This is a genomic window from Geobacillus sp. WSUCF-018B (assembly GCF_002809985.1).
Lineage (GTDB): Bacteria > Bacillota > Bacilli > Bacillales > Anoxybacillaceae > Geobacillus > Geobacillus thermophilus.
Window position 1 is genome coordinate 1 of record NZ_PIJF01000042.1, and the last position, 26,919, is coordinate 26,919.

The window sequence follows — 26,919 nt, forward strand, 5'->3', positions numbered from 1 at the left end:
CGGAAAGACCACAGCGTCGTCGAGTTCATTTATGACGCTGCAAAGCAAGATATTCCCATTGATGTGATCAAAAAACAGCTCCGTATCGCGTAAGGGGTATCCTGTTTGTCTCTCTAACCATGGAAATTATTGTAATGAAAAATGCTCATCTACAGTTTTTAATTCAAATAAATACTTGAATAATAAAAGAAATGGGGTATAATATATTCGAACGGAAATTTGAATATGAAAGGGGGATAATGAATGAGTAAGAAAGATAAATGTGAAATTTATTGTTATGACGAAGAAAAAGTCAATCGAATACAAGGGGAATTGCAAAAAGAAGATATATCCAGTGTTGTCCTGTTGTTTAAAGCACTGGCAGATGAAAATAGGGCAAAAATTGTCTATTCACTTTGCCAAGATAAAGAGTTATGTGTATGTGATATTGCCAATATCATTGGGGCTTCTGTTGCAACCACTTCCCATCATTTACGCACCCTTTATAAACAAGGGATTGTAAAGTATCGAAAAGAAGGAAAGCTAGCATTTTATTCGCTGGATGATGACCATATTAAGCAGTTAATCATGATTGCGTTAGTACATGAGAAAGAGGTGAAAGTCTGTGTCTGAACAACAAGCAAAATTATCTAAATCAGAAGCGAAAACCTACCGTGTTCAAGGATTTACTTGTGCAAACTGTGCGGCAAAGTTTGAAAATAATGTAAAATCATTGCCAGGTGTTCAAGATGCTAAAGTAAACTTTGGAGCATCTAAAATTACCGTTTGGGGTACAACAACCATCGAAGAATTAGAAAAAGCAGGAGCTTTTGAAAACTTAAAGGTTCGGGAAGATAAAGAAAAATCAGTCAAGCGTGAACCTTTTTGGAAGCAAAAAGAGAACATTAAAGTGTATATTTCCGCCGTTTTGCTTGTGATCAGTTGGTTTTTAGGGAAGCAATACGGAGAAGAGCATATCTTTGCGACAATTGGATATGCTGCAGCAATTTTAATCGGTGGATATTCGTTATTTATAAAAGGTTTCAAAAACCTAGTTCGATTGAATTTTGATATGAATACGCTGATGACAGTGGCGATTTTAGGAGCTGCAGCGATTGGTGAATGGGGAGAAGGTGCAACGGTTGTTATTCTATTCGCCATTAGCGAAGCCTTAGAGCGTTATTCCATGGATAAAGCTCGTCAATCCATTGAATCGTTGATGGATATTGCTCCAAAAGAAGCATTAATTCGTCGCGGAAATGAAGAAATGATGGTCCCTGTTGACGATATTCAAGTCGGAGATATTATGATCGTAAAGCCTGGTCAGAAATTAGCGATGGATGGAATCGTCATCAAGGGTACATCTACATTAAATCAGGCTGCCATTACGGGAGAAAGTGTTCCAGTAACCAAAACAGTCGGTGATGAAGTCTTTGCAGGAACATTGAATGAAGAAGGGTTATTGGAAGTAAAAGTGACAAAACGAGTGGAAGATACAACTCTTTCGAAAATCATCCATTTAGTGGAAGAAGCTCAAGCAGAACGAGCACCTTCTCAAGCGTTTGTAGATCGTTTTGCCAAATACTATACACCAGCCATTATCATTTTTGCTCTTTTACTAGCCGTTATTCCTCCATTATTTATGGGTGCTGATTGGAGCGAATGGATTTATCGAGGTCTAGCTGTATTAGTGGTTGGTTGTCCGTGTGCGTTGGTTATTTCCACGCCTGTTTCGATTGTAACTGCCATTGGAAATGCAGCGAAAAACGGTGTGTTAATTAAAGGTGGTATTTATTTAGAGGAAGCAGGAAACTTAAAAGTGATTGCTTTTGATAAAACAGGAACATTAACAAAAGGTGTTCCTTCCGTCACCGATGTGGTCACTTATAAGGGCGATGAAAATGAACTAATGACCATTACAGCAGCCATTGAAAAAGGCTCACAACATCCACTTGCTTCCGCCATTATAAGAAAAGCAGAAGAAGATGGATTGAATTTTAATGATGTATCGGTTGAAGAATTCCAATCCATTACAGGTAAAGGGGTCAAAGCCAAAGTAAATAACGCAATGTATTATGTCGGAAGTCCAGGTCTTTTTGAAGAACTTCTTCCAAATGGCATCCAATCAGAAATAAAAGAACAAATTACAACCCTTCAAACACAAGGGAAAACGGTCATGATATTAGGGACGGAAAAAGAAATTCTGGCGTTAATTGCCGTGGCAGACGAAATAAGAGAATCATCCAAAGAGGTTATTCGAAAACTTCATCAAGTCGGTATTGAAAAAACGGTAATGTTGACAGGGGATAACCAAAGAACAGCCGAAGCCATCGGAAAACAAGTCGGCGTTTCCGATATTAAAGCCGATTTACTTCCAGAAGATAAACTGAATTTCATCAAAGAGCTTCGCGACAAGTATCGAAGTGTTGCGATGGTTGGAGATGGTGTGAACGATGCACCAGCTCTTGCAGCTTCAACCGTTGGTGTGGCAATGGGTGGTGCTGGAACCGATACAGCCTTAGAAACAGCCGATATTGTCTTAATGTCTGATGATTTAAGCAAATTGCCATATACGATTAAATTGAGCCGCAAAGCTTTAGCGATTATTAAGCAAAACATTACTTTCTCTTTAGGGATTAAGGCATTGTCATTACTGTTAATTGTGCCTGGTTGGTTAACGCTATGGTTAGCGATATTTGCCGATATGGGAGCAACATTAATCGTAACATTAAACAGCATGCGATTGCTAAAAGTTAAAGAATAGGCTCTTCACCACAAGTGGCAGTGCATGATAAGGAGCGCTGAACGTGAGCATTTCGTCTCTCATTTTGCTTTTGTTGATCATGTCGATCGTGTTGTTCGTGTATGGTGTTGTCCAAAAGAGCAAAGCCGCCAAACGGATCGCCTTTGGCCTCTTCGTCGCATCGGTCGGATTGGCCGGTTTTGTCGTGTTTCTCATCGGTTATATGTAACGGAAAGCCAAAGCCGAACACGCTGTTCTGTGTGTTCGGCTTTGCGTTTGCGGCGATTCAGATGGGGATCATTGGGGGAGATGGGGCTCGCGCTCAAGGCCTCAAGGACTGGCATTAGGGGATCGTTCGAGGCGGATTTCTCTGTCTTGCCTCATCTATCATTTTTGGGCTTCAAAGTTATTTTTAAAAAAGCGAAGAAAGTCGTTCATTTTTCTACACGAGGACAAGCGCAGGAAATATAAAGAAAATGCAGAAAAGAATGATATATAAAAAAATTATTGAAACAGAGGTGTGTAGTATTTATAATATTATTTGGTTATGTGTTATACAACAAAAGTAATCAGCTGGCATAGGAGGGATTGGATTGATTGAAAAGCTCGTGGAAACGGTGAACGGGTGGCTGTGGAGCCCTTTCTTAATTGCTTTTATTGTCTGTTGTGGTTTGTATTTTAGCATTCGCACCCGCTTCCTGCAAATCCGCCACGTGAAAGAGATGATCCGGCTTGTGACGACGGGGAAGGGCTCTGAGGCCGGGGTGTCTTCTTTCCAGGCGTTGACGATGTCGTTGTCCGGCCGCATTGGCGTTGGGAACGTGGCAGGGACGGCGACGGGGATTGCGTACGGGGGGCCGGGCGCTGTCTTTTGGATGTGGGTGATCACCTTTATCGGAGCGGCGACCGCGTATGTCGAGTCGACGCTGGCGCAAATTTATAAAGAGGAACAAGATGGACAGTACCGCGGCGGTCCGGCGTTCTACATTGAAAAAGGCCTTGGCTGGAAATGGTTTGCGGTGGTGATCGCCGCGGCGATCATTCTCTCGATGGCGGTGCTGATGCCGGGAATTCAAGCAAACTCGATTGCCGACAGCTTTTCGAATGCGTTTGGCATTCCGAAATTGGTGACGGGAATTTTCGTGATCGCTGTTCTTGGCTTTACGATTTTTGGAGGAGTGAAGCGGATCGCGAAAACGGCGGAAATTGTCGTTCCGTTTATGGCGGTTGGCTATTTGTTGGTCGCGATTGCGATCATTGCGGTGAATATTGAGAAAGTCCCGGATGTGTTTGGCCTGATTTTCAAAAGCGCGTTCGGCGCTGATCAAGTGTTTGGCGGAATTCTTGGATCGGCCGTGATGTGGGGCGTCAAACGCGGCCTTTACGCCAATGAAGCTGGTCAAGGGACAGGCGCTCATCCGGCAGCGGCGGCGGAAGTATCCCATCCGGCCAAGCAGGGGCTTGTGCAGGCGTTTTCGATTTATTTGGACGTGTTCTTGGTCGTGACGGCGACGGCACTGATGATTTTATTTACTAACCAGTATAATGTCATTAATGAAAAAACCAGGGAGCCGATTGTCGTCAACCTTGAAGGGGTAGAACCGGGTGCAGGGTATACGCAAGCGGCGGTGGACACCCTCTTCCCGGGGTTTGGCTCGGCGTTTATTGCGATTGCCCTTTTCTTCTTTGCGTTTACGACGATGTACGCCTATTACTATATTGCCGAGACGAACCTCGCTTATCTGGTGCGCAGTGAAAAGAGGGGGACGGCCTTCTTTGCCCTCAAAGTGATCTTTTTGGCCGCCACTTTCTATGGAACGGTCAAAACGGCGACGACGGCGTGGGCGATGGGCGACATCGGGCTTGGCATCATGGTGTGGCTCAACTTGATCGCGATCTTGTTGTTGTTTAAACCGGCCTATATTGCGCTAAAAGATTATGAGGAGCAGCTGAAGCAAGGCAAGGATCCGGAATTCAATGCGTCAAAATACGGGATCAAGAACGCGGCGTTCTGGGAAAATGGGTATACGAGAGTGGACGAAAAGAAGGAACAAGCGTTATAAGCCATCATACGTTGTAGAGTTGGAGGTGTCCCGCTGCGTTCGGGACACCGTTTTTGTGCGTCCGGCATCCTGGGAATGGCCGCTTTGGAATCCTGTTAGGCAAAGCAGATATTGAAAAAAAGGTTGGAAACAGGAGATGATGACGAAACGGTTGATGAGCTGACGGGGATGGCGGTCGGGAAGATGGAAAAGGGGAGAGGGGGAGGAAGTTTGTTTCGTAAAAAAACCGGCCGCAGGGCCGGTTTTTGTGGAAATTAATGGGTTGTCCCCTTTAGGTCACGAACAAGTTGGGCCAGCGCGTCGTGAATCGGCGTCACCGGTCTGCCGAGCAGTTTTTCAAAGTCGTTGCTTTCGATTTCTAAGGAGCCTTCGCGGATGCCGCGTTGAATGTCCACGAGAAACGACACGAGCGGATCGGGCAAACCAGCCTTTTTCATGATATCAGCATAGGCAGCATCGTCGACTTGTTGCACCGGCACGTCTTTGCCTAAGACGGCGCCGAGGGCGGCGGCGAGTTCTTCTTGGGTCATGAGGGGGCCGGAAAGTTCGTAAATTGTGTTTTCATGGCCATCTCCGGCGAGGACGGCAGCGGCGGCTTCGGCGTAGTCTTGGCGAAGGGCCCAGCCGACTTTGCCTGTCCCGGCTGATGTCACCCAAGGCGCCCCGGCGAGGACGGCTTGAACGGTTCCGATTTCGTTTTCCAAATACCAGTTGTTGCGCAAAAAGGAGTACGGAATGCCGGTGTTTGCGATGGCTTCTTCCGTCACCCGATGCACTTCGGCCAAGGCGAGCCGGCTTTCATTCGCATTCGCCAGGCTTGTGTACGCAATGAATCCGACTTGGGCGCGTTGGGCGGCGTTGACGGCATTTGTGTGCTGGCGGATTCTTGTTTCGTTGTCTCCGTCGGTGGAGATGATCAACAGCCGGTCAATCCCTTGAAAGGCTGTCTCCAACGTTTCGGGGCGGTCAAAATCGCCATGGCGAACGTCGACTCCGCGGGCCCGAAGATGTTCGGCTTTTTCCGGCTGGCGGACGCTGACGGCCAGCTGGTGAGCCGGCACGGATTTCAACAGCGTTTCGACGACTTTCGTTCCTAATTTTCCGGTTGCCCCGGTGACTAATATGTTCATACGCCTAGACCTCCTCATTTGTTTTGTTATAACCAGTTTGGTTACAACCGATGTATAAATAAAAGCCCTGTTAAGAGCTTTTATTATTGAAATTGAGCGATCAGCCGGCTGATCGTCGTTTGCGAAAGCCGCTCTTCCATGGCCGCCTGCGCCGCTTTCAGTTCGGCTTGCAGAACCGCCTCGATATTCCGCCCGACCGGGCACTGAATGTTCGGATGTTCATGGATGCGAAACAGTTGATCCGTTTCCACGACACGGACGGCCCGATACACGTCTAACAGCGTGATTTGGTCGGGAGGTTTGCGTAGCGAAGCGCCGCCGACTCCGGGGCGGACGTCAACCAACCCCGCTTTTTTTAACATGCCCATAATTCGACGGATGATGACAGGGTTTGTATTGACGCTCTGCGCGATGAAATCTCCGGTGCAATCGGCCGGGCTGGTCGCAAGCAAGCAAAGGATGTGCACGGCCATCGAAAATCGTGTGCTAATTTGTTTCACGTAAAACACCACCGTTGTAACCATTATAGTTATATCTTCAGGAAAAGTCAACTTTGGTGCTGGCAGTTTTGGATCAATCGTGCTTCCGGTCGGAAAGGGATAAATCCCCGCCAAAGGCCGCGCCGGAGAGAAGAGGGGTTGACGCCGTGACGGAAAGGTGCTTTGGATTCGTCCACTGATCGTGTACAATACATAAAGGGTGACAACATCGTTCATCTCGGAAGGAGGAAAGCCATTGACAGACAGCGGAAAACAATCGTTCATTACGGACATTCATCAGTTGGATAAAAAAGGAGCGGGACAAGCGGTCGTTTGGCAGGAAGAAGAAGGGAGGAGAAAAAAGCTCAAACTCACTGTTCCGTCCACGCTTCCTGGTGAAAAGGTGCGGGTTTTGATCGATTGGCCGAAACGCCGGAGGGCCCATGCCCGAGTGGAAGAAGTGATCGAGCGGCATCCAGAGCGGCTCGATCCGCCGTGTCCGCACTTTGACCGCTGCGGCGGCTGTGTCTGGCAGCACTGGCGCTATGAAGGGCAGCTGCGCCATAAAACGGAGCATGTCAAGACGCTCTTGAAAGAGCACGGATTTGACCCTGGCGTTGTCCGCGATACGATTGGCATGGAACATCCGTGGCATTACCGCAATAAAATGGAGTTTACGTTTTCTCCGGAAGGGTTGCTTGGACTGCACGAGCGAGGGAACTTCCGGCAAGTCATTTCGTTGGAGACATGCCTCATTGCCGGTGAACGGATCGTTAAAGCTGCCATGGAGGTGGCGCGTTGGGCGCGCGATCACCAGCTGCCTGGTTATCACAAAGATACCCACGAAGGGCTGCTTCGCCACGTCATGGTGCGCGAGTCGTTTGCGACAGGAGAGGTGATGGTGGCGCTCTTTGCGACCGAGGCGCCGGAAGGGGAGTTGAAAGAAGCGGCGGCTGATTTGACGGAGCGGATCACGAAGGCGCTCCCGGACGTGAAAAGTTTGCTTTGGCTGGAGAATCGGGCGTGGGCCGACCGCACCCAGGCGGAACGAACGCACGTGCTGGCCGGACGGGATTTCATTTACGATGAATTGTGCGGGTTCCGCTACCGTCTTTGGTTTGATACGTTTTTCCAAACGAACCCGGTGCAGGCGGCCAAATTGGTCGAGCTAGCGTTGGAAATGGGAAACCCGCAGCCACACGAAAAAATGATTGACCTCTTTTGTGGGGTTGGCACGTTTTCCTTGCCGTTCGCCAAGCGGGTGAAGGCGTTGGCGGGCATTGAAATTGTGGAAACGTCGATCGAGTCGGCGAAACGAAACGCGAAAGACAACGGCATTGATAATACGTACTTTTTGGCTCGGGATGCAAGACGCGGGATTGATGAAGTGTTGGAACAGTTCGGGCGGCCGGAGCTGCTGCTTTTGGATCCTCCACGTTCGGGGGCGGGCGGGAAGGTGATGCGCAAAATCGGCCGGGCGCGGCCGGAGCGGGTTGTGTATGTCTCGTGCAATCCGGAGACGTTTGCGTCAGACATTACGGAGCTAGTCTCGTTCGGCTATACATTGAAAACCGTCCAGCCGGTGGACATGTTTCCGCATACGGCCCATGTCGAGTGCTGTGCGTTGCTTGTGAAATCATCATGAGGAAAAGCTCGCTCCCTTAACCAGAGGGAATCGGGCTTTTTTATAGGGATTGACGTGTCGGTGTGTGATATTAACGATGAAGCGATTGAAAAAACAAAAAGCCGTTTGCCGAAGCGAAAGTAGAAGATGAAGAAGCACAGAAATTGGTGAAAAAACTGAAAACCGAGTTTATCCACAAAGACAACCTCGGCATCACGACCGAGGAAGGCTTTTGAGCCTCCTTTTTGCACATTCTTTCAGAAAGCCCTATCCCCTTTTCTGAAGGAATGTGCTAAGTTTTTGTGAATGATTCCGGACAGAGATTTCGATTCGTTTCAAGGAGGGGGGCGTGGTACCATTTCATGACTTCAGCATTGATGTCCAAACGTATGCCGATCGCGGGAAAGAGAATGACTTCCCTCTCGTGAAACAGTGTCCCCGCTGTTAAACCCTTCCCTCCCTTGCACCGTCATGGATATTACCAATGCTATGAATCGACGGCAGAGGGGGATATCGCCTTTGAATCGCCCGGTATCGCTGCTGAGAATGCCGCCAAAAGGGGGTATCAAACGTTTTACTCCCTCTCGCCATCGCTGTTTGTTAGCCACTAGTTTTGGAGAACTCTAAACAACAAGGTTTGCTCATTAATTTTTGCGTCATGTTTTCGATGAAATCACTCCTTGGCATAGGGGAAAGAAAAGGGGTATATTTTTAGATAAAACTAATGTATAATATAATTGTATAGAATATACAGAAAAAACAATAAGATGCTGATGGGCGGGATGAATGATGGATTACTCTATTTGCATCGATGATAAGGCCAGGGAATGGCTGAGGCAGAAAGGAAGTGTGTTGACCATTTCAAAGTTCCAAGCGAACCATTGTTGTGTTCCGGCATCGGAAGTGTGGATTGAATTTCAGAAACCTGAAAATGAAAACCTTTACAAAAAGATTGTTCAACACGGGATTACGTGTTTTATAGAAAAAGGTCTGGAGTTTAAACAAAACCATCTGAAGGTGAAACTGACTGGTCCACCCTTTTTTAAAACGATTCGGGTGGAAGGGCTCAAATATTTTTAAAGGGGGGAGAACGAATGGTGGGAGATCGGTTGACCCGTTTTGCCCATGAGTTAGCGAACAAATTCACGTTATATTTTGATGTATACCGCGATGAACAAATCAGCGATTTCCCCCTCGCGTTTATTGCCCACTACAAGCGGAGAGACGAACGGTATATGGTAACAAAAAAGATGAAAGTGTACGGCGTGGAAAATCAACAACTTGTTTTTGCGACTGTCGCAAACGAACCCGTCTCGTTACCATTTGTCAGGCGATTTCAGGATGTCATTGATCACTATAAGCATCAATTTATTCAAGAACATACAGAACATATGTCCACGATTGTGCTTGGTCTGATTATTGCCGATGGCAAGCTCGATGACGCGGTTTTGAAGGAGGTGAGGAGGTTTCGAAAAGTGAAGTTTTTAAAATTCGGCTGGCATGGGTGGATTGAGACGTATATCGCCATTCTCCATCCTAATCAAAAAAACGTGCATATTCACCCGAAGGGAAGGTCTTTTGTCAAGTCGATCGAAACTCTAATGAGGGAGGATAAAATTAGCCTATGAGCGCGGTGGCCTTATTGCTAATTTCAGCGATTGCCTTTATTGTCGCTTATTTTACGTATGGCAAGTATCTTGACCGCAAGCTCGGCGTGGATCCAAACCGGACGACGCCGGCCGTGGAGATGGCGGACGGGAAGGACTATGTTTCCACCAATCGGCCCGTTTTGCTTGGACACCATTTCGCTACGATCGCTGGCGGCGGTCCGATTGTCGGTCCAATTTCCGCGGCGGTATTCGGTTGGATTCCGGCTGTGTTGTGGATTGTGTTAGGAAGCATTTTCTTTGGCGGGGTGCATGACTATGCCTCGCTGCAAGCATCGATCCGACACAAGGCACAGTCGATCGGCACGATCATTAAAGAGTATATCGGCAAGCGCGGCCAAACCTTGTTTTTATCGTTCTCTACAGCGACCATTATTCTTGTTGTTGGCGTGTTTATTGTGTTGGTTGCCGATACGTTTGCCAACGTTCCGGCGGCAGCGACTGCTTCCATACTGTTTATTCTCGTCGCGATGTTGTTCGGCTTTTTTGTCAACCAAGTGCGCGTCAATTTTGTGTTGGCGAGCATCATTGGTGTCATTGTCATGTTTGCTTGCGTTTGGATCGGCATGGTGTTCCCGATTAAAATGAGCGCGACGTTTTGGGTGTTTTTCCTGATCATTTATTCTTATATGGCGTCCGTGTTGCCGGTTTGGTTGCTTTTGCAGCCGCGTGATTATTTGAACTCGTATTTGTTGTATGGCATGATATTGGGTGGGTTTATCGGCATTCTTTTTGCGAATCCGACGCTTCAGCTCGCCGGATTCACCGGCTTTTACAATGAGAAGTTAGGTCCGTTGTTCCCGATTCTCTTTATTACGATTGCCTGCGGCGCGATTTCTGGTTTCCACTCCTTGGTGGCGAGCGGCACGACAGCTAAGCAGCTCGACAACGAACGAAGCGGCCGTTTTATCGCCTACGGTGGGATGTTGATTGAAGGATTTTTGGCGGTGATTGTTGTCTGCTCGGTAGCGTATTTGACGACGGAGCAGTTCACACAGCGACTCGTTGAGCTGGGTGGGCCGATTCCGGCTTTCTCTGCCGGTCTTGGGTATTTTATGAGCCATTTCGGAATCCCAGAAGCAGCAGGTACGACCTTTGTCGCTCTGGCGGCTTCAGCTTTTCTCATGACAACGTTAGATTCAGCGACACGGCTTGGGAGATACGGTGTGCAAGAGTTTGCGGAAGGAAGATCCAAGACGTTTGCCAACCCTCATATAGCAACAGGAGTGATCGTCGTCGGTGCGGCGGCGCTGGCGCTCTCGGGAACGTGGAGCGATTTATGGCCGCTGTTCGGTTCTGCTAACCAAATGCTTGGTGCGTTGGCGTTGCTGGCCGTCAGCGTCTGGCTTGTAAAAAAAGGGACGAAGTCGTGGTTTACGATCATCCCGATGATCTTTATGTTTATTGTGACGCTTTCTGCATTGCTCGTCTTCATGAGAACGAATTTCTTAAACGGAAATATTTTCCTTGTGGTTTGTGGGTTTATCTTGTTTGTCTTGTGTATCTTCCTCGTCATTGAAGCGTATCGCTCCTTTACGAAACCGAAAGATAAAGATACGACGGTCAAAGCGTAATAGAGTAAGGTGATGCTGGAGTTGCTGAACATCCCCTTTCGGTAGACGGTTGTCTATTGAAGGGGGATTTGTTCTAGAGGGGGAGAGGAGGGGGCTAGGAGCTTTATAAAAGTTTTATAAGTTTTCTGTAACGGTGAAGAAGACGTCAGTATTATTGGCAGAGCTTGTGCCTTGTCTTTGAACAAGATGGCGACACATGGCGGTTAGTTGGGACTGTTCATGGTCAAATGGACGGTGTAAGTTCCCCCTGCTTTCCTCGCTCAAAAAAGCTCTATGTTCGTCAAAACAGTAATGGCGTAAAACTCGCGAGAGAGTCAAGTGGTTGACCTGTTTCATTATGGGACAAAAGAGGCCGATGGCCCCTTTTGCTTTTTCGGTTCAGCTATGTCGACGAATGGCATTGGCCAGCAATTGCGGCAACGATGCGATATCGTTCGGCCCATAGGTGAAACGGACGAGTGTTTCGTCCATGTCAAGCGCCTCGGAAAGCAATCCAGCAAACCCGCGCGCTTTGCGGTCAATCTCTAAAATGGCTTCAACCCCATGCTCGGAGACAAAGAAAATGGCCTCCAGTTCGTCAAGTCGGCCTTTAAACGGTCCGCTTGCCGGCTTGAATTCAAACTCTTGGACAAACGGCAGCCGCCGTTGCCAATAGCGCGGTGCTTGTTCGCATTGCACATCACGGAGGCGGAATCCCAGCTGGCGGGCTGCCTCGAGAAACGCTGTGACGAGCGGGTGCGGTTCGATGGTGAGGTAGTCCCGGTCTTGCGGATCAAGCGCCATTTTAATGTCAAGGCCGGTTTGCAGCCACACTTTGGAAGAGCCGAGCGTGACCGGTACGTCGTATGGCAAGGCGAATTGGAACGGGATCGTTTTTGTTTCATTCGGCCCGATTGTCATCGAGTCAGACACTTTGTATCGGGCGAGCACGGCTTTTTCTTCGACTTTCTTATCATCGATTTCGCGAATATACGTCGTTACTAAGGCTAGATAAATTTCATCAATGCGCTGTTCGACGCTGCCGCCGCGAACCTCGACGACTCCTTCGACCGTTTCCCCTTGGGCGTATTGCGCTTTGGAAAGTTTCGTATCGACCGTAGCGGACCCGATGCCGATGGAGCTTAGCAGTTTTTTGAACAATCGATTCTCCCCCTTGTTGATTAGTTTCTTCCTCATCTGGGAATACGCAGCGTCTAGTAAAAAGGTTCCATGTTTTTATCCGGTTATAGACGATGAGAACATAACCGCTGTCGATTAAGTTTTCTGATATGTGGCCGCCCACGACACCAAGGCTGATCAATTCATCATCCGCTATCCCTTCCTTCTTCTGTTTATCCATTGTTAAGGGTAACATAATGCCTAAGGGAGTTCCACTATTTTGGAAAACAAGACGGTTTTTGCTAAAATAGCGCATATGGATGAGAAAGGCGGATCAGCAATGAAACGGGTTATCCACGTCGTTGGGGCAGTCATCTGCAATGAACAGGGAGATGTTTTATGCGCATTGCGAGGGTCAAATATGTCGCTGCCGAACGTTTGGGAGTTCCCTGGAGGCAAAGTGGAAGAAGGGGAAAGCCCAGAAGCGGCTTTAGTTCGGGAAATTCGCGAGGAGCTTGGCTGCACCATTTCGGTCGGTGAGTTGTTGGCTGATGTGTTCCATGAGTATGAACACGCCATCGTGCATTTGCGGACGTATGAAGCCCGCTTAGTCGATGGAGAGCCGCGGGCGCGGGAGCATGCCGAGCTTCGGTGGGTGCCGCTTCAAGCATTGCGCTCGCTTGAGTGGGCGCCGGCGGACATTCCGACTGTTGAGGCGTTGTTGGTTGAGGGGGAAGCGCAGAAGGGCGTTTTGGACGTTCTGATGAGACCGAGATCTATCGACGATTGAGGTGAAGAAAGCCTGGTTGCGGCCGTTTGCCATGTGGCCGCACCAGGCTCTTTTGGTGTCAGCAGTTAGCGGATGTCAAGTGGGTCGACTGCTTTATCCGTCACGGTGCACGTTTCGGCCAAGGAGAGGTCGGCGGCGGCGTCTTCGGCGGTGACGAGGACGCGCCAGCTCGGGTTCTCGATCAAACGGCAAAAATCAAGAAAGCGCGTTTGAGCGATCGCTTCGTACCACCCGTGGCGGTCCGAGAGCACCACAGTGCGCTCGTATGGGCGGCGCGGAGCGGCTGAAGGTTCCGTGGGCGGCAACAGCCGGTCGGCCGCTTGCTGCAGTTGTTCGATAGCGTCAGCCGACGGCTTTGTCGGGATGGCGTCAAGCCAGGCGTCAATGCAGGCTGCCTCCTCGTCAGTGACGAGGCCGGAGACGGACAGCTGCGTCGGAATCCAGCCGTCAAGCACGATGCGGCCGCGTTTCGTATGAATGTCCCAGTGCGTCGATTCTGAAGCGGCAGGGTCCATCGTAAAGCCGTGGTAATAATGGACGGGGATGCGCCGTCCGTTGCCTTCATGAATCACCGTAGCGCCGACGCGCGGCCGTGTGCCGTCTGTTTCCTGAAGCGCGAATCCGTGCGCGGAAACCGCTTCGCCAAACCAATCGCGGCCGACTTCAAAAAAGTGGACGCCGTGTTCAATGAGAATGCCTCCGCTTCGCCGCTCGTCCCAAAACCAATGGCCTTTGGCGACGCGGTGAGCCGCGTTGTGAAGGCTTGCGTAGTCCACTGGGCCAAGAAGCGCGCGGTGGATGAGTTGCTTGACGGCTTCTGCGAGCGGGTGGTAGCGAAGGACGAGATTGACCGCCAACGCCCGGTTTTGGCGGGCGGCGAGCTGGATGTTCGCCCGCAACGCCTCGGCGGTGAGGCCGCCTGGCTTTTCAAGCAGCACATGTTTTCCTTCCTCAAGCGCCCGCTCGGCAAGCGGGGCGTGCAAATGCGGCGGGGTGGTGAGAATGACGATGTCAACATGCGGGTCAACGATCAATTGTTCAGCTTCGCGGTATTCGCGCACGTCGCCCGCCTGCGGCTGACGGCGGCGATAGGCGTCGATGACGCGCTGGCGCTTTGCGTCCGTTCGGCCGGCGACGGCAGCAAGCTGAAAGGAAGGAAGCGGGGCGAGCGCGCCGGCTAAAAATTCAGCGAACGCACCGGCGCCGGCGATGCCGACACGGTAACGGAAAAATGAAGAAATCATGGCGTATTCTCCTCCTCCCTCACATATATATAGCATTAACGATGTTCATTATACCGCAAAGAAAAAGAAGAACGAGAAAATGAAAGTTTTGAAATTTGCAAGCATCAATCATTCCTCATCGACACCATCCGACAATCATTTCGCTTGCGCAACAGAAGGAATATTATGTATATTATTATTAGCAACCATCACAGCCGAGTGCTAGCAATCTATGAATCACTTTCATTTTCTCGTTCATCCATCAAGAATCGTGTCTAGTTTTGTGAAAAAAATCGTATGGAGGGATGACGAAATGAAAGCATTGTTGCTGGCAGGAGGATTAGGCACACGTCTTCGTCCATTGACCGAAAACATCCCCAAACCGATGGCCCCGATTGCGAATCGGCCATGGCTTGAGCACCTCATCATTCATCTTCGCGACCAAGGAGTCAACGAATTTGTCATCGCTGCCCATCACTGCTCTCACGTGATCCGCCGTTATTTCGGCGACGGAAAACGTTTCAATGTGAACATTACATACGCGCTTGAGCCGTCTCCGCTCGGAACGGCCGGGGCGATTAAAAATGCCGAACGTTTTCTGAATGAACGTTTTCTTGTGTTTAACGCCGACATCGTGCACTTGCCGCAATTGATCCCCCTGCTTGATTTCCACCGCCAACACGGCGGGCTTGCGACCATCGTCTTAACGGAGGTTGACGATCCTTCTTCCTATGGGGTAGTAGAACAAGACGACAGCGGGCGAATTTTGCGCTTTATCGAAAAGCCGCGCCGCGAAGAAGCGCCATCGAACCGGATCAACGCCGGCATGTATATTTTGGAGCCAGAGGTGATGCGCTATATCCCGGCGGAGCGGGAAGTGTCGATCGAGCGTGAAACATTCCCGCTGCTGATCGAAAGGAATGTCGGTGTCTATGGCATCGTCAGTGACGGATACTGGCGCGATATGGGAACGCCGGCCCGCTACCGCCAAGTGCATTGGGATGCGCTGAGCCGGGAGTTTCCGGTTCCGCTGAAAGGCCGTGAAATCCAGCCAGGGGTATTTGTCGGCGAACATGTCGAGATTGGGTCGGGCGTCTTGTTTGTACCGCCTGTGCTCATCGGCGACCATGTGAAAATCGGACCGCAGGCTGTGATCGGCCCGAATGCGGTCATCGGTGACCGCTGCCAAATCGGCGCCCGCGTCCATTGCGCGCAAACCATCGTTTGGGACCGCTCTGTCATCCGCGACCGCAGCCGGTTGCAAAACAGCATTTTCGGCTATCGGACGGTGACGCCGGCGGGAGAAGTGTTCGAAGATTCGATTATTAATCAGTTCAAGGAGGCGGTGCAAGCATGATTCGAATTGCCTACGTCAGCACGTACCCGCCGCGGCGGTGCGGGCTGGCGACGTTTACGGAACATTTGCGACAAAGCATTGACGGCGTCCGGGGCCCGTCTGATGGCGACCGCGTCATCGTGTTGTACAACGAAAGCGACGGCGATGACGCCTATCGCCACAACCCGGCGTATTGGCCGCTTCCGGCGCAAAACCGCGCCGCTTATGCCGAGATGGCCAAACGGGTGAATGAAAGCGACATTGACATCGTTTTATTGCAGCATGAGTTCGGCATTTTTGGCGGCGAGGCGGGGGAATACATTCTTGATTTCATCGCCGCGCTAGAAAAACCGCTTGTGACGACGTTCCATACGGTGTTTGCCGACCCGCCGCTGCCGTACCGCCCGATTCAAGAAAAAATCGCGGCGGCAAGCGATGCGATCATCGTCATGAACCGGCAGGCGATTCCGTATTTGGTCAAAGCGTTTGGCCTGCCGGAAGGAAAAATCGTCTACATTCCGCACGGCGCCCCGGGGCCGAGCTGCGAGAGCCGCGAATCGCTGCGCCGGCGCCTCGGGTTTAGCGGCCGCAAAGTGATGTTGACGTTTGGACTGTTAAGCCGCGGCAAAGGAATCGAGTCGGTGCTCGCCGCGCTGCCAGGCGTCATCCGCCGCGTACCGGACACGTTGTATGTCATCGCCGGCCAAACACATCCGGAAGTGAAAAAACGGGAGGGCGAGGCGTACCGCGATGAACTGAAAGCGTTGATTCATCGGCTTGGACTCGACGGCCATGTCCGCATGGAGGACCGGTATTTCAGCGAAGAAGAGCTGATTGATTATTTGACGGCGTGCGATTTGTATATCACCCCGTACCCGGGCATGCAGCAAATCACAAGCGGCACGCTCGCCTATGCGGTCGGCGTCGGCCGTCCGGTCGTTTCGACCCCGTATGAGCATGCGCGCGATTTGTTGCGGGGCTGCGAGGAGCTGCTGTTGCCGTATGGCGATACCGCCCGATGGGAAGAGCGGCTTGGGCAGCTGTTGGCCGATGAGGCGGCGTTAAAACGCTGGGAAGAAACCGTGCGCCAAATTGGGGCGAACACGCATTGGCCGCGCGTCGGCGAACAGCATGTCGCCTTATTTGAGCGCGTGTGCGCCGCAAAACGCGGGGAGGTGAAGGCGGTTGGCTTCGTCAGTCATTAAGTTCGACCATCTCGAGCGCATGACTGACGACACCGGGCTGCTCGAGCATAGCCTCGGCCGCATTCCGCGGCGGCGCGAAGGGTATTCGACCGATGACAACGCCCGCGCCATATGGGCGTGCCTCGAGTGGCTGGCGTTGCTCGACGATCAAGAAACAAAGGAGCGGCTGTATCGTCTGCTTGACCGATATTTGGCCTTTTTGCTTTGGGCGCAAAACGATGACGGGACGTTCCATAACAACTTTTTCTTCGATCGGACGAAAGAGGAAGAGACGCCCTCAGACGACTGCTTCGGGCGGTCGTTTTGGGCGGCGGCGATCGCGTATAGGCAATTGGATGACGCGGCGCGGCGCGAGGCGGCTGCGGACATGTTGAGGCGGGCGTTGCCGGCGGCATGGGAGCTTCGCTCGCTGCGCGGCATCGCTTGGGGGCTGGCGGCGTGCAGCGGGTTGCTTAAAGAGGAGGGGGTGCCCGGCGTTGACAAGAAGGAGTTGGCCGCGTTGGCGGGGCGGTTTGAGCGTCAGCTGCTTGAGGCCTACGAAACGCACGCGGATGGCAGCTGGCGCTGGTACGAACCGGAGCTGACATACGCCAACGGGGTGTTGCCGTGGTCGCTTTGGATGGCGTACCGGCGCATGCCAAGACAAGAGGTCAGAAAGGCAGCGGAAGAAAGCCTCAACTTTTTGATCGAGAAGATGAGCGGACCGGCGGGCGTCATTCGCCCGATCGGCAACCGCGGCTGGTGCAGCCGCCGCTACCGCGCCGATTGGGATCAGCAGCCGCTTGATGTGATGAAGCTCGCCCTGGCGGCGCGCGAGGCGTATTGGGCGACGGAAGATAAGCGGTATCGCGACGTTGTCCGCCGCTGCCTGGCGTGGTTTTATGGAAGCAATGACGGCCGCGTTCCATTGGCTGACCGAAGCGATGGCAGCTGTTGTGATGGGCTTGGTCCAAACGGCCCGAACCCGAATCGGGGGGCAGAGTCGACGCTATCTTACTTATTAACGGCAGCAATCGCTCAATCGATTTCGGTGGAGGTGGTTGTCGATGAATACGTCAACAACGAAACCGTTCGCATGGCCGGCACACGTGTTTAAGGAATACGATATTCGCGGGCGCGCCGGCGAGGAGCTTGACGAGCCGTTTGCGTATTGGCTCGGACGGGCCTTTGCCGACATGATGCAAAAGGAAGGAGAGAAGAGGGCGGTTGTCGGTCATGACAATCGTCTGTCATCGCCTGGCTTGCATCGGGCGCTCAAAGATGGGCTGCTCGATGGCGGCTGCGATGTCGTCGATATTGGACTTTCGACGACGCCGATGTTCTATTATAGCCTGCACTATACGAACATCCCGTGCGGCATGATCATCACCGCCAGCCATAACCCAGGGGATGAGAACGGATTTAAAATCGCCATGGGAAAAACGACAATTTATGGCGAGCGCATCCAAGCGCTGCGGCGGGCGATGGAGCGGCTCAGCCAGGAACAGCCGCGTCCTGAAACAGCGCGCGGGCGCGAGGAAACGCTTGACCTTGCTCCGGCCTATATCAAGATGTTGAAGGAGAAAATTAAGCTCGGTCCGCGCAAGCTGAAGGTCGTCGTCGACTGCGGCAACGGCACCCCATCGGTCATTGCGCCACAAGTGCTCAAAGAGTGGGGGTGCGATGTCATCCCGCTTTACTGCGAATCCGATCCAACGTTTCCGAACCATCATCCGGACCCGGTCGTGCCGGAAAACTTGACGGATTTGATTGAAACGGTGCGCAAAGAGAAGGCCGATCTTGGCATTGCGTTTGACGGCGACGGCGACCGGATCGGAGTCGTGGATGAAACGGGTGCGATCCGTTGGGGCGATCAGCTCATGATTTTGTTCTGGCGTGAGATTCTCGAGCGTCATCCGGGAGCCGAGGCGCCGGTTGAGGTCAAATGCTCGCAGGCGCTTGTTGAGGAAATTGAACGGCTTGGCGGGAAACCGTTCTTCCATCGCACCGGCCACTCGCACGTCAAAGCGACGCTGCGCCGCCGCCCGGAGATTCCATTTGCCGGTGAAATGTCGGGCCATTTGTTCTTCAATGATGAGTTTTACGGCTATGACGATGCGCTGTACGCCGCTGGGCGCCTGCTTCGATTACTGTCTCACGATGAGCGCCGGCTGTCCGAGTGGTTTGCCGATGTGCCACGGTACGCCGCGACGCCGGAGACGCGCGTCGCTTGCCCGGAAGAGAAAAAACCAGCTGCCATTGCCGCGGTGAAAAACCGGTTCGCTGGCCGCTATCCGGTTATTGACGTTGATGGCGCCCGCATCCAGTTCCCAGACGGCTGGGGGTTGGTGCGGCCGTCGAACACGCAGCCGATTCTTGTGTTGCGTGCAGAAGCCAAGACGGAGGCTGCATTGGCGGAGATTAAGCGGCAGCTGGCTGATTGCCTCGCCACCCTTGAATTGCGCATTGACTGGTGACGCCTTTTCTCCGAATGGTCTGCGCTTGTCGCCCTTTGTCCGTTTCAAAAGATTCGTTCCGGCGTGGGTCGTCCGTAGGGATCCCACGCCGGTTTATTTTTGTTGTGAGGGGGCTCATGCTTGATTTCTTGCAAATGGTTTGTCCATAATAGATAAGGATAAAAATGTATTGTAGGAGAGTTGAAGGCGTGGTGATCTGTGAATCGTTGCAATATATTCAAGATGCATACGCGGCATTGACGGGGTTGAGCATGCTGATCGTCGATGATCACGGCGCTCCCGTGACGAAAGTATCGAATATGACCGAGCTGGCGGAGCTCGTTTTGTTTGCCGCTGAAAGGGAAGCGCCATCGTTTTTCTGCCCGCAGGAGCTTGTCATGGACGGATGGCAGCGTCCATCGGTCGTGCCGGTCGGGCGTTTTGGCATGAAGAGCATCGTTGCTCCGGTGTTTGTCGATGAGAAGGCGGAATATTGGATTTGGGCGGGCGTGTTTATCGAGGAAGAAACGAAATGGCTCATTTGCGAACAACCGCTGATGGACACTGGAGAATGGACGTCAGCGATCGAACAGGCGGCGGCGTTGCCGGCGCGGGCGGTCGAAGCGAAGTTAAAAGATATCGAAAAGATGGCGGTCATATGTGGGGAATTAATCAGCGGCGAGCGCCGCAAGCAACAATGCTGTGAATACGGAAAACGGCTCGAAGCAGTGGTCACGGACAGCTCTGCCCTAGCGGACGTGGACAAGCTGCTTTTTGAGTTGCGGGCGTTCGATGAACGCGTCGATATGGCGTTGTATATCGCCAAATGTCCGCGAGGATGGATGGTGGCGGCGGCAAGCGGGGAAAAGGCCGGAAAGCTGCGCGGCAAGATGATCGATGCGTTGTTTCCGCCGCTTTCGTCTTCGGAGCCGCCGCTTCGTTCGGTTTACGTTCAAGATGCCGCTTTGGATCCACGCTTTTCCTTTTTTGTTCGCCATGGCATCCGTCCGAAAGCGATGATTGCGTATCCGGCGACGTACGGGAAAGCAGTGGAAGGATGGATCATGATCGGCAGCGAGGCGTCCTCTTCACTGCCAGCGGCGCTTCGTTCGGTCGGCTCCGCCCTCGTTCAACATTGGCTGCTTCTGGCTAAATGTACAGAGGCCGATATGAAAATGGACCGCCATTTGATGCGCCTTTCGATGTTGGTGGAAATTGGACGGGCCATGCGTGTTGTGCAGAAGGAGGAAGACATCATCCGGATGATGGCCGAATTCGCCGCGGAGCTCGCTTACGGCGATTTCGTCTGCGTGGTATGGTCTAGCGATGGCCAAACAGCCGTTGTCCGCGAAGGAGCGATGGACGTAGAAATGGCTGTTCGTTATCGGGATGATGTCTGCCGTCGCTATGGCTGTCACGGCGAGAAGGCGAAAAGCGAGGTGCCGGCGCTGCTTCATGTCGAGGGCAAATCGGTGATGGAAGTGCCGTTTTTCGTCAGCGATGGCCGCTATGGCGTTCTCGCCGTTCATATAAAGAAAGAAAGGGAAGCGAAAGAGGCGGAAGTGTATATGACGGCGTTGGCCGCGATTGGGGCGATGATGATCAGCGGCAAGGCCCACGGTGAGAATGATGGGACGGTCAATATCGACATGTTGTCCGAGCAGTTGACAGCCCGGGAGATGGATGTATTGGAGCTGCTCATTCAAGGCTGCAGCAATCGCGAAATTTCAGAACGGCTGTTCATTAGCGTCCATACCGTGAAAAATCATATTACGAACATTTTTCAAAAAATTGGCGTCAATGACCGGTCGCAGTTGATCGCCCTTGTGTATCAACTAAACCACCGCCGGCAGCGCTGCTAAGGGGACATCATTGGACGATGGGTGCCATGATGTCTTTTTTTTGGATGTAGGAAATTGGAATGAACCCCATTTTGTATTATAATGAGTTGTAGTAAATAAGAACTATTTTTCGATAGATGGAACAATAAAGAAGAAAAATAGCATTCGAATTCGTTTTCCCCAGCGCTGGAACGTGGGATAGTGGAAAAGCTGCCATGCTGCTTTGGCCGGCGCATAAGCATAACAAGGATAGGGGAATGCCGATGAAGCCCAGGACCATGATCCGAACGATGGCGATCATGAAAACGGCGGACATTTTAAAAGCGATGGACATTACCGAGGAACTGGCGAAGAGAATGGGGTTTTTGCCGCGCGATTGCCTTTTTCTTCGGCTCGCGACAGAGGAAGCGTGCACGAATGCGTATGAATATTGTCAAAAAACGAGAAAACTGCCATTTAGGATATTTTGGAAAATTGATGCGAGACAGTTTATGATCATTGTCAAACAGCGAGGAGGATGCTTCTCCGTAGCCCAAACCGATGTCGTCAACACAGGGCCGCGTGGCAGAGGGCTGCAGCTGATCACCCATATCGTCGATGATGTATACGTGAAGTGAGCAGGAAACAACGTCTTGTTTTGCATGTGCAAATGCAAAAAAATGAGTGACCATTGGAGGAAACAAGATGGAGACAAAACAAGGGGCAATTTGCACGCTGACATGGGTAGAAGATATTACCTTAAACAACGTCGAATCATTCCGTCAAGCGCTGGAGAGGTTGCTGGACAAACGAGCGGACCAATTGATCGTCAACATGGAGGGGGTCAACTACATAAACAGCGCCGGACTCGGTGTCATCGCTGACAGCGTCATGGAGGCGAGAGCCCGACAAAAAGAGTTGGTCATTGCCGGAGTGGAAGGGTCGCTTGCAGAAATTTTCCATATTGTCAAATTTTCTTCGTTTATCAAACTATTTGCCACAGAGAAGGAAGCCATGGATTATTTCAGTGGAGAATGACGTTCTATGATGGATGGGTTTTGGGAATATGTTCAACGTTATGACCACCTCGCGTGGCGGGAGCTGCTTCTCGGCTTAGAAAAAATGAATGTGTTTGTTGGGCCGGGCGACTATGTCTATTGGCTCGCAGCGCCGGAACAAAGGCGGCTCTTGTTCATTTCGTCATCATGCGAGCAGCTGTACGGCCTGCCTCCGGACGACTTTTACCGCGATCAAGACATATGGGCAAAAGTGTCCTACCCGGATGACCGCGCCAAGGCGGAAAGAAAATGGTCGCTTCTTTCGGGGGCGGATGCGGGTGCCCAAACGTATCGCATCATCAATCAGCGGGATGGCTCCGTCCGCTGGGTGCTTGAACGGACGTTTCCTGTGCTTGGCCAATTCGGGGAAGTGAGGCTCGTCAGCGGAGTTGTCGCTGATCTGACAGAAGCAAAGCGAAACGAGAATGAACGGCAGCTCGCTGAACAAGTGTACAAAGCGATGGAACAGGCGATGCTCGTAACCGATGGCCAGTTTGTCGTTCAGTTTGTCAATCCGGCGTTCACAAAAATCACTGGCCATGGTGTAGAGATTGTCGGTCAGCCGCTGCATACGCTTTACGCGGGTTATTACGAGGCCTGGCTTTATGAGGTGATTCAAGCGGGAACTGGGGAAAGTGGAGAATGGAGGGGGTGGGTGCGCTGGCGGCGGAAAAACGGTTCGGTCTATGTCAGGCAGACGACGGTGCGGGCTGTGCCCGGCCATGATGGAGGAATCGCGTTTTACTTGTTTTTATTTGCCGGTCCAATTTATGAGAACCGATACATCGCAGCGATGAAAGATGACTTGCGGCTGGCCCGCGAGGTGCAAAAGCGCGTGTTGAGCAAGCCGTTGTCGGCCAAAGGAATCCAGATTGCCGGAACGTACATCCCATCGCGGGAGCTGGGTGGCGATATGTACGCCTGGTATCCGATTGACAAACAGCGGTACGGCATTTTTTTAATGGATGTGATGGGTCATGGGGCAGCGGCTTCACTCATTTGCATGTCGGTCCGCTCGCTCTTAAACGGCGTCATCCGCAAAGGGATCGTTCCGACGGAAGTGTTTCGCGAGTTGAACCGCCATATGCGCCAGTTGTACCATGAAAACGGGCGGATGACGTATTATTTCACCGCCGTGTATGTTCTTGTGGATGTCAAGGAACGGATGATTGAATATGCATCAGCCGGCCATCCGCCGGGGTTTTTGTTCCAACCGGACGGAACGGTGGCGGAGTTGGACCGCGGCTGCGCGCCGATCGGGCTGCTTCCGCGCCTTTTTGTCGACAGCGGCCGGTTGCGCTACGAGCCGGGGGCGACGCTTGTGTTGTATTCCGACGGGGCGATCGAAGGGGAAACGGGCTCTGTCCGGCAAAAGATTGAAGCGTTCCGCGATGCGCTAACGCCGCATATTTTATTGGACGAGCAGGTGCTTTTGGACCATCTGCGCCGCCATTTTGCGCAAAAAGGGCCACTTCCGGACGATTTTTCGGCGGTGGTGGCCAAACTTGGCTGAGCGGGAGAAAAGCCGTTTGATCTGCTTCACAAGCTCCTTTATGTATGAAACGGCGCGGCAGCCAACTGTGTCTCGGTTGCAAAAATGGCCTTTTGGGCTATCTTTTTTACGGATCGTGAAAAGACGCATTCACTCCTGCCGCCCAATGATGGCGGCAAACACCAAACTATAGTATAGATTCCTTTCCACAATTTAGGTTAAAATAAAGACAATTACACCGTTGATTGCGAATACAATATAGAAAAGGCACGAGGAGGGAAGGCATATGGCGGTGACGAATCCGGCTGGATTTTGGAAGCGGCTGTTGGCGAATTTGTTGGACGCCATTGTTGTGGGTATTCCAATTTCGCTTGTCGGCTATTGGATCACGGGCAGTTGGGAAACGAACTGGTTTACATCGTTAGCGAACATCCTGTACGCATTAATCGTTCCGGCTGTTTGGTACGGATATACGGTCGGCAAGCGGATGCTTGGCATCCGGATTGCGAAAGTGAATGGCGGCAAAGTCGGCATCGGCACGATGTTTTTGCGTTCGTTTGTTGGCGGACTCGTATACTTTATCACGTTTGGCATTGGTCTCATTATTAGTGCGATTATGGTAGCTGCAAGAGAAGACAAACGGTCGATTCACGATTTTATCGCTGGGACGTATGTGACAACGGAAAAACCGACGGTGTAAACAATGGAAAAAGGCGGGCTTCCGAGTGGAGGCCCGCTGTTTTTACAAAGATTAATTAATCTATTGAGGTAATAACTTAGGTAGCGTCAAAAGTTTTATGAAAACTCCACATCCGCCATCCCATGGAGCATCGTAAGGCATCCTTGGAGCCGGATTCGCCCTTGACCAACACCCGCCAAAGGTGTGAAAGGGACGTCAAGGGCGATGGGGACAAAAAAGAGGGCATAGGAAAGCCGCCCTTGCCCTTACCGAATTTTACCTTTGACGAGGTTCGGTTGGTCAAGGGTTCGCTTCGCCGAATCCGGCTGTTCTTCTGATCCATGGGCTCCGGCGGACAAAAAAGTTAGGCTGCCTCTTGTTGGAGGAAATCTTGAGCCATGGCGATCAGCTTCGTCCACCGGGCCGGCATATGGGGCAGATCGGCGAGCTCCGGGATGACGACAGGAACCCGGCCTTCGAGTGCACCGTGCGGGCGCAGGAAGTTGAAATACGCCACAAACAGCGTGACAAAGGAGACCGAGCCTTCTTCCGCGCCAAATCCGTGAGTCGGCCGATAGTTGCCTTTAAACGTCCGGTTGAATCGCTCGATGATTTGTTTGAGCGCGCGGAACTCTTCGGACACCGGATCCTCATTGGTCAGTCCGATCACTTGGCGGACGTCAAACGGAATCCCGTGCTGGGCAAAAAAGTGCTGCGCCAGCAGGTAAATGGGATTGCCGTCGACGACGAACGACAAATCGTCCGGGATGGACGGCAGCTTTCGCAGGACGTCATCGATGGCGCGGATGGCCGACAACGCATCCCGGTGGGGCGAGACGCGATACGACAACACCACTTTTTTCACGGCATCAAACATAAAAAACAGGTAATGCCAGCGTCCTTTCACGCGAATATACGTCTCATCCCCACAGAACGAGCCGGACAGCTCGTACGGGAACTGGTCGACAAATGGCTGAATCATGAGCGCGACGCTATTGGCGTAGTTGAGCACCGTCTGATGGGAGATCGACACGCCATGCACATCCTTCATGATTCCGGCTGTCTGTCTGGAGGACATCCCATAGTTAACGTAGTACGTCAACACGAGTCCGAGGGTGTGCGACGACACCGCCAGACGAGACAAATCGACCTTTGGCTTTTTCGGCGACGATGGGGCCAATGGTTGAAAGTCAAACAAAAACTCACGGAACCGATACCGCACCTTGAAGGCTTGAGGGTTCTGCTGGAACCGTTGGCGTTCTTTTTGGCTCATCCGGCGAAGGTTCTTTTGGTAAAACGGGCAGTCGTTGTTCTTGCATTTGTAGATGTAGTAGTTCTTGCGTTCTTTGATTTTCTCAAGCGTTTGGAAGCAGTGCGGGCAACGAAAGACCGCTTGCTTTTTGAACCGATTTCGATGGTTGAACCGGCATTGGCACACTTTGCATTGGTACTGCCCTTTTCCGCCGTTGTTGGCGTACAGGTAGGATGACGGCGCCTGGCAACGGGGACACGTCAACGAATCCGGAACACGGTGTTTAGCGTTGTCCCGGCGTTGGATCGGCGGCAACGGACGGCCGTGCCGGGCTTCGTAGTCGGCTAAAAGCTGCCGGTAGTCGAGTGTTTCTGGGACATCGATGATGGGAAGGTCATCGACTTGAAGTTTTCGGTACGGTTTTCGAACCGGTTCGTCCATGTCTTTGCGGCTTAAGGATTTTCCTAATAAGGCACCAATTAAATAGACAATGATTTGATGTTGGGACTTGATTATTTCGAGCAAATAGGCTAATAATTGAGGTAACAAGCTTGTCACTCCTTTGTTTTGGGTGTTGGGTGTGGGGTTACCTCAATGATGGCCGAAAACAACGGGGGTGGCAAGCTTTTTTTTTATTCCAACCATTGAAACTCAATGAAAAACAGTGAGTGTGGAGGATAAACTTTTGACAATACCCAATTACGAAACGAGGTGAACAAGATGGAAACGAAAGAAAAAGAACAAGTGCTCGAATTGTTAATTTCGTATGAGCAAAAAGGATTAAAAGAGGGTGTAAAAAAAGGATTACAACAAGAAAAGCGACAAATTGCAAAAAAGATGTTGGTAAAAGGGTACGACATCCAAACGATTCACGAATTAACCGAACTGCCGATTGAAGAGATTGAAAAATTGAAATAAGGGTGTGATTGTGATGTTTAACAGAGAGCCATCGATTGCCCCTCAACAAATTCAAGCGTATCGAAATCGTGTTTCCGGGCCGATTTATGACCGGATGGATGTTTTATTATCATTGGAAGTCATTGATTTCACCAAAGAAACGAGGGTTTCGGAATCTTCGGAAACCATAAGGAAAAGAGTAGAAGAAGCAAGAAGAAAGCAATATGAACGTTACGGAAAAGAAATAACGAATGGGCGTGTTCCTTTTGAGTTATTAACTGTAGATGAGCAAATTCACTTACATAAATTGACAACTAAACAAAAAAGGAGACATGAACCGGACTCCTTGGGTAAAATAGATGTGCTCAAAACCCA

24 protein-coding genes and 1 pseudogene are annotated in these 26,919 nt (G+C 51.4%); 20 read left to right on the forward strand and 5 right to left on the reverse strand.

Going from position 1 to position 26,919, the window contains the following annotated elements; genetic code table 11:
• The first annotated feature begins 243 nt into the window (after window positions 1-243).
• The 4 genes from CV944_RS12345 (at window position 244) to CV944_RS12355 (ending at window position 4,785) form a co-directional block, all read left to right on the forward strand.
• Window positions 244-612: an ArsR/SmtB family transcription factor gene (locus tag CV944_RS12345; RefSeq protein WP_063330603.1), complete on the forward strand. Its 369-nt coding sequence runs from the start codon at window positions 244-246 to the stop codon at window positions 610-612.
• On the forward strand, window positions 605-2,743 hold the full coding sequence (locus CV944_RS12350; RefSeq protein WP_100664270.1) for a heavy metal translocating P-type ATPase: 2,139 nt from the start codon (window positions 605-607) through the stop codon (window positions 2,741-2,743). The genes CV944_RS12345 and CV944_RS12350 overlap by 8 nt, the downstream gene beginning before the upstream one ends.
• 43 nt (window positions 2,744-2,786) lie before the next feature.
• Entirely contained in the window at window positions 2,787-2,951 is a 165-nt protein-coding gene (locus tag CV944_RS17500; RefSeq protein ID WP_013144211.1) for a hypothetical protein, read from the forward strand.
• 364 nt (window positions 2,952-3,315) lie between these two features.
• Window positions 3,316-4,785, forward strand: coding sequence for an alanine/glycine:cation symporter family protein (locus CV944_RS12355; protein ID WP_100664271.1), 1,470 nt, complete (start codon window positions 3,316-3,318; stop codon window positions 4,783-4,785).
• 254 nt (window positions 4,786-5,039) lie between these two features.
• Here the strand turns inward: CV944_RS12355 and CV944_RS12360 are convergent, their stop codons facing one another.
• Together CV944_RS12360 and CV944_RS12365 are read right to left on the reverse strand one after the other, a co-directional pair.
• A complete protein-coding gene (locus tag CV944_RS12360; RefSeq protein ID WP_033011346.1) occupies window positions 5,040-5,915 on the reverse strand; it encodes an SDR family oxidoreductase in 876 nt (291 codons plus the stop codon).
• Between the two features lie 83 nt (window positions 5,916-5,998).
• On the reverse strand, window positions 5,999-6,415 hold the full coding sequence (locus CV944_RS12365; RefSeq protein ID WP_033011350.1) for an Rrf2 family transcriptional regulator: 417 nt from the start codon (window positions 6,413-6,415) through the stop codon (window positions 5,999-6,001).
• 235 nt (window positions 6,416-6,650) lie between these two features.
• On the opposite strand from CV944_RS12365, the gene rlmD reads away from it, so the two are divergent.
• The 4 genes from rlmD to CV944_RS12390 all read left to right on the forward strand — a co-directional run bounded on the left by rlmD (window position 6,651) and on the right by CV944_RS12390 (window position 11,259).
• Window positions 6,651-8,039 carry a 23S rRNA (uracil(1939)-C(5))-methyltransferase RlmD gene (gene rlmD / locus CV944_RS12370; RefSeq protein ID WP_100664272.1) on the forward strand — a complete coding sequence of 463 codons (1,389 nt, stop codon included), beginning with the start codon at window positions 6,651-6,653 and terminating at the stop codon, window positions 8,037-8,039.
• Between the two features lie 768 nt (window positions 8,040-8,807).
• The gene (locus CV944_RS12380) at window positions 8,808-9,098 is read left to right on the forward strand and encodes a CC/Se motif family (seleno)protein (protein WP_044743559.1); all 291 of its coding nucleotides are present in this window, start codon (window positions 8,808-8,810) and stop codon (window positions 9,096-9,098) included.
• Between the two features lie 14 nt (window positions 9,099-9,112).
• Window positions 9,113-9,646: a DUF8052 family protein gene (locus tag CV944_RS12385; protein WP_044743558.1), complete on the forward strand. Its 534-nt coding sequence runs from the start codon at window positions 9,113-9,115 to the stop codon at window positions 9,644-9,646.
• Window positions 9,643-11,259, forward strand: a complete 1,617-nt coding sequence (locus tag CV944_RS12390; RefSeq protein WP_044743557.1) for a carbon starvation CstA family protein — start codon at window positions 9,643-9,645, stop codon at window positions 11,257-11,259. The genes CV944_RS12385 and CV944_RS12390 overlap by 4 nt, the downstream gene beginning before the upstream one ends.
• A gap of 378 nt (window positions 11,260-11,637) precedes the next feature.
• Here CV944_RS12390 and CV944_RS12395 read toward each other — a convergent pair whose 3' ends face one another.
• Window positions 11,638-12,399 carry a sporulation protein gene (locus tag CV944_RS12395; protein ID WP_100659676.1) on the reverse strand — a complete coding sequence of 254 codons (762 nt, stop codon included), beginning with the start codon at window positions 12,397-12,399 and terminating at the stop codon, window positions 11,638-11,640.
• A 298-nt stretch (window positions 12,400-12,697) separates the two neighbouring features.
• Here CV944_RS12395 and CV944_RS12400 point away from each other — a divergent pair, with 298 nt between their 5' ends.
• Window positions 12,698-13,147, forward strand: a complete 450-nt coding sequence (locus CV944_RS12400; RefSeq protein WP_100659685.1) for a (deoxy)nucleoside triphosphate pyrophosphohydrolase — start codon at window positions 12,698-12,700, stop codon at window positions 13,145-13,147.
• A 65-nt stretch (window positions 13,148-13,212) separates the two neighbouring features.
• Here CV944_RS12400 and CV944_RS12405 read toward each other — a convergent pair whose 3' ends face one another.
• Complete coding sequence (locus CV944_RS12405) at window positions 13,213-14,391, reverse strand: Gfo/Idh/MocA family protein (RefSeq protein ID WP_100659677.1); 1,179 nt, start codon at window positions 14,389-14,391, stop codon at window positions 13,213-13,215.
• 292 nt (window positions 14,392-14,683) lie between these two features.
• On the opposite strand from CV944_RS12405, the gene CV944_RS12410 reads away from it, so the two are divergent.
• The 9 genes from CV944_RS12410 to CV944_RS12450 all read left to right on the forward strand — a co-directional run bounded on the left by CV944_RS12410 (window position 14,684) and on the right by CV944_RS12450 (window position 24,416).
• Window positions 14,684-15,727: a nucleotidyltransferase family protein gene (locus tag CV944_RS12410; protein ID WP_033011817.1), complete on the forward strand. Its 1,044-nt coding sequence runs from the start codon at window positions 14,684-14,686 to the stop codon at window positions 15,725-15,727.
• Window positions 15,724-16,911: a glycosyltransferase family 4 protein gene (locus CV944_RS12415; protein WP_100664273.1), complete on the forward strand. Its 1,188-nt coding sequence runs from the start codon at window positions 15,724-15,726 to the stop codon at window positions 16,909-16,911. The genes CV944_RS12410 and CV944_RS12415 overlap by 4 nt, the downstream gene beginning before the upstream one ends.
• Window positions 16,892-18,007 carry a glycosyl transferase gene (locus tag CV944_RS12420; protein WP_100659680.1) on the forward strand — a complete coding sequence of 372 codons (1,116 nt, stop codon included), beginning with the start codon at window positions 16,892-16,894 and terminating at the stop codon, window positions 18,005-18,007. Before CV944_RS12415 ends, CV944_RS12420 begins: the two co-directional genes overlap by 20 nt.
• On the forward strand, window positions 17,958-19,367 hold the full coding sequence (locus CV944_RS12425) for a phosphomannomutase/phosphoglucomutase (RefSeq protein ID WP_100664274.1): 1,410 nt from the start codon (window positions 17,958-17,960) through the stop codon (window positions 19,365-19,367). Before CV944_RS12420 ends, CV944_RS12425 begins: the two co-directional genes overlap by 50 nt.
• A gap of 188 nt (window positions 19,368-19,555) precedes the next feature.
• Window positions 19,556-21,208 (forward strand): helix-turn-helix domain-containing protein, encoded by a 1,653-nt coding sequence (locus tag CV944_RS17925; protein WP_100664275.1) that lies wholly within the window; start codon window positions 19,556-19,558, stop codon window positions 21,206-21,208.
• Between the two features lie 242 nt (window positions 21,209-21,450).
• Window positions 21,451-21,804: an ATP-binding protein gene (locus CV944_RS12435; RefSeq protein ID WP_100664279.1), complete on the forward strand. Its 354-nt coding sequence runs from the start codon at window positions 21,451-21,453 to the stop codon at window positions 21,802-21,804.
• Window positions 21,805-21,871: 67 nt separating this feature from the next.
• Window positions 21,872-22,204: an STAS domain-containing protein gene (locus CV944_RS12440; protein ID WP_033010855.1), complete on the forward strand. Its 333-nt coding sequence runs from the start codon at window positions 21,872-21,874 to the stop codon at window positions 22,202-22,204.
• 6 nt (window positions 22,205-22,210) lie between these two features.
• Window positions 22,211-23,737, forward strand: a complete 1,527-nt coding sequence (locus tag CV944_RS12445; protein WP_100664276.1) for a PP2C family protein-serine/threonine phosphatase — start codon at window positions 22,211-22,213, stop codon at window positions 23,735-23,737.
• A 265-nt stretch (window positions 23,738-24,002) separates the two neighbouring features.
• Window positions 24,003-24,416, forward strand: a complete 414-nt coding sequence (locus CV944_RS12450) for an RDD family protein (protein WP_100664277.1) — start codon at window positions 24,003-24,005, stop codon at window positions 24,414-24,416.
• A gap of 343 nt (window positions 24,417-24,759) precedes the next feature.
• On the opposite strand, the gene CV944_RS12455 is transcribed toward CV944_RS12450, so the two are convergent.
• Window positions 24,760-26,196, reverse strand: a complete 1,437-nt coding sequence (locus CV944_RS12455; RefSeq protein ID WP_100664278.1) for a DDE-type integrase/transposase/recombinase — start codon at window positions 26,194-26,196, stop codon at window positions 24,760-24,762.
• 171 nt (window positions 26,197-26,367) lie between these two features.
• Here CV944_RS12455 and CV944_RS12460 point away from each other — a divergent pair, with 171 nt between their 5' ends.
• Together CV944_RS12460 and CV944_RS18045 are read left to right on the forward strand one after the other, a co-directional pair.
• Window positions 26,368-26,565, forward strand: coding sequence for a hypothetical protein (locus CV944_RS12460; protein WP_063329562.1), 198 nt, complete (start codon window positions 26,368-26,370; stop codon window positions 26,563-26,565).
• 13 nt (window positions 26,566-26,578) lie between these two features.
• Window positions 26,579-26,919, forward strand: a pseudogene (locus tag CV944_RS18045) (hypothetical protein); the annotation flags it as partial.